This is a genomic window from Streptococcus intestinihominis, assembly GCF_046824975.1.
Classification (GTDB): Bacteria; Bacillota; Bacilli; order Lactobacillales; family Streptococcaceae; genus Streptococcus.
In genome coordinates this window covers 80,243-83,582 of sequence record NZ_JBKQBL010000007.1, presented here as the reverse complement: position 1 = coordinate 83,582, position 3,340 = coordinate 80,243, and the positions used below count along the sequence as shown (strand labels likewise).

General features: G+C 40.1%; 4 protein-coding genes and 1 pseudogene. All 5 read right to left on the bottom strand.

The window, feature by feature from the left end; genetic code table 11:
- The coding region (locus tag ACLOR3_RS09925; protein WP_412037197.1) for an HAD hydrolase family protein at nucleotides 1-190 on the bottom strand (190 nt) is incomplete at its 3' end.
- A gap of 44 nt (nucleotides 191-234) precedes the next feature.
- Entirely contained in the window at nucleotides 235-867 is a 633-nt protein-coding gene (locus ACLOR3_RS09920) for a response regulator transcription factor (RefSeq protein ID WP_048789433.1), read from the bottom strand.
- Nucleotides 845-1,864, bottom strand: a complete 1,020-nt coding sequence (locus ACLOR3_RS09915) for an envelope stress sensor histidine kinase LiaS (protein WP_195611237.1) — start codon at nucleotides 1,862-1,864, stop codon at nucleotides 845-847. The genes ACLOR3_RS09920 and ACLOR3_RS09915 overlap by 23 nt, the downstream gene beginning before the upstream one ends.
- Nucleotides 1,861-2,556, bottom strand: a complete 696-nt coding sequence (gene liaF, locus ACLOR3_RS09910; protein WP_048715299.1) for a cell wall-active antibiotics response protein LiaF — start codon at nucleotides 2,554-2,556, stop codon at nucleotides 1,861-1,863. Before liaF ends, ACLOR3_RS09915 begins: the two co-directional genes overlap by 4 nt.
- Nucleotides 2,557-2,684: 128 nt before the next feature.
- Nucleotides 2,685-3,340 (bottom strand): annotated as a pseudogene (locus ACLOR3_RS09905) (PASTA domain-containing protein); the annotation flags it as partial.

Below are 3,340 nucleotides of genomic sequence, written 5' to 3'. Positions count from 1 at the left end.
TTTCTTCTGGCACTCCAAAAATCCCTCTTCCACTAGCAATAGCTGTGTAAATTCCTTTTTCTCGTAATTGTGAAAACACTCTGGTGACCGAAGCTGGAACATAGCCGGTCTCAACATTTCGTAAGGTATCGTCAATATCAAAAAATACTATTTTAATCTTTTTTGCTTTGTAGCGTGTTTTTGCATCCATGTGGGTCTCCATTCAGTATGCTGTCTATTATAGCATGTTTTTGACTAAAAATCTTCCTGAGAAACCAAGTGATGCTGGAAGGCATAGACCACTGCCTGAGTACGGTCGCTCACTTCTAATTTTGACAAAATATTCGACACATGGGTCTTGACTGTTTTTAATGAAATGAATAATTCATCAGCAATTCGTTGGTTTTCATATCCTTTGGTTAGCAAAGCCAAGATATCTCGTTCACGCGCTGTCAAGTCATCATGGAGTTCCACGTGGTTTTTTCGATACTCTACTTTTTGGCTGACCTCTGTCTCAATTGCTAACTCTCCCTGTTCCACCTTGCGAATAGCCCGTAAAATTTCCTCTGCACTGGAAGTTTTGAGCATATAGCCCTTGGCTCCCGCATCCAAGACAGGATAGATTTTTTCATTGTCCAAATAGGATGTTAGGATTAATATTTTTGCATCTGGCCACTCTTTTAGGATCGCGAGTGTCGCTTCAATCCCAGTCATATGGGGCATGACAATATCCATAATGATGACATCTGGTCGCTCCTTTAGGGCTAACTCAACACCCTCCTGACCATCACTGGCCTCTAAGACTTGATCAATCCCATCTTGCATACTTAAATAGCTTTTCAAGCCTAATCGGACCATTTCATGATCATCTACTAGTAATAATTTCATCATCTTCTCCTTCTACTAATGGCACTTTAATATCAATAGCCACTCCCTTTTTGGGACTGGTCAAAATCTTAATTCTTCCTGCCATGTCATCTACTCGATCCTGAATATTCTTCATACCGTAACTTAGTTCACCCAAAGATTCTGGATCAAACCCCACTCCATCATCTGCTAATTTGAGATGGAGAGATTGTTCTGTTTGCAACAGATAAACATCCAAGCGCTTCGCATGGGCATGTTTCAGTGTATTGCTCACTACTTCTTGCACAATACGAAAAATATGCTCTTCAATAGATTTTGGTAATTTTTGAACATCGTGTTCAAAATGAACTTCTAAATTACTCTTTTCTTGTAGTTCTCTAAAAATCACCTGAAGACCTTCTACCAAGTTTCGACCTTCTAATTCTGTCGGCCGCAAGTGTAATAAGAGAATCCGCAAATCATTTTGAGCGGTGTTTAGAATTTCTGTGACCCCCTTCAACTGTTGCCCTACTTTAGGCAGTTGAAGAACTTGATCCTGACTGGCTACACCAGACAAAATCATATTAGCTGCAAATAATTCTTGGCTCACCGTATCATGGAGATCTCGGGCAATTCGCCGCCGCTCTCTTTCCACAATCTCTTCTTCATTTTGCATGACCCGATTTTCTGTTCGTTGCAAATTTTCTGTCAGGCGTTTGAGCTTACGATCCAAGCGTTGAAACTCTTCATTAATCTCTTTGTTTTCTCCGAGTTTTAGCTTCTTGCCTTCGAGCAAGTTTCTCAGGTTTTTTTGGACGGTGTTCATGATTGTAAATTGAATCAATTTAATCAATAGAATCATCAAAATAGTCAGAGCAACCGTCAAGCCAAAACCAATAAACAGAAAAGCACGTAGTTTGGATAAATCTTCCAATAGATAAGTCCACTGAAAGTCGAAAAGACCAAAGATTGAATGGATAATAACAGCTAGAATTAAGAGCGTATAAAGGAAGATTAAAAGATAGTCTGTTCGTTTCATCCTCTGACGACCTCCACATCTCCTACAATCCCCGCAATAACAAGCTTCACTGTTCGATGGGAACTTCGATAATTTGGTGTCTCCATGCTAACTGTCTCATTTCTCAATTTCCTAGGTTTTTGAGAGAAGAGGCGCAATTCTCCATATAAGGTATTCACCTGCAAACTCAGCTCCACATCCACCGGCAAAATAATTTTCGTATTGCCAAACATCTTTCTCAAGATGATGACATTGTCATGATTCACAACAATCACTTCGTCTAAATGGATCGTATCCCGCCCCACTAAACGAGTAATCGTTAAATCACGAAAATGGCAGTTTACCTTTGAAAAATGATGCAGATCCCCAATCCAAGGCGTTTTCTCTTGTCGGATTTCTACATCTTCCTCATAATCTATCTTCACTTCTTCGTTTTCACGGTAAAAATAGGGATAAGCCACCAGCATGGCATAGACGACGGCAAACAAAAGCGCAGCAATGACATAAGGATTTAACATGACAATAAAAAACAGCAGAATGCTGGATGCCACTAAAAGAAAGTTACTCCGCTGTTTTCCGATGTAATAATACAATAGAAGCAAGCACAGAACCACGATTAGGACGATACGAGATATATTTCCCGCCAAAATAGTGATTGCAGCCATGGTGAGTAACAAAGCTTCAACAAACACAAACAATTGAATCTTCCACATAATTGAACCTCTCCATTCTATTTTATCAAAATTCCAAGGGATTCGCTTCAGACTCTAGAAGGATTCATCCAACTCTCTCTGTACTAAAAAAACCAGACTAATCGGTCTGGTTTTATAGAGTCATCACGTTACGACTCTGGTTCTGTAGAGGCTGAAGGCTCCGTATTGGAATGGGATTCCACTGTTGTAGAGCTTGAGCTTTCTGATGAACTGCTTGAAGCTTTCGTACTACTTGATGGTTCCGTCTTCGGTTCGTATACGGTTAAGACAATGCGAGTCTTTTTAATATCGATGCTCGATTGAGCTTCTGGAGTCTGACTCACAATTTGACCTGGTAATACTTCTACTCCATCCGGCAGATGCGATGTAGTCTTCCGTTCAATATTTGCTTCCTTCACCCCGTAGATCTGAACGAGATTAGAGACAGCAAATTCATAATTAGAACCAACATAACTTGGTAACTCGATCGAATTAATTTCCTTAGATACTTTCAGAACAACCTTGGTATTAGAAGTCAAATCATATTTTTGACCAGCGGTAGGAGATTGCTCAAGCACAATTCCTGGCTCCACTTCATCGGTCTCGACTTCTTCAATCGAAATCAGCTTGCTAGACAGCTTATAGTTATTTTTCAGGTCATTTTCAGCATCTTCTCTAGACATTTTTATATAGTTCGGCATGTCAAAGGTGCTTGGTCCTTTCGAGACAACCAAATCAACCTTGCTGTTTTCTTTTTTCTGAGCTCCTGCATTTGGATTGGTACGGATTACATAACCCTCCAGCA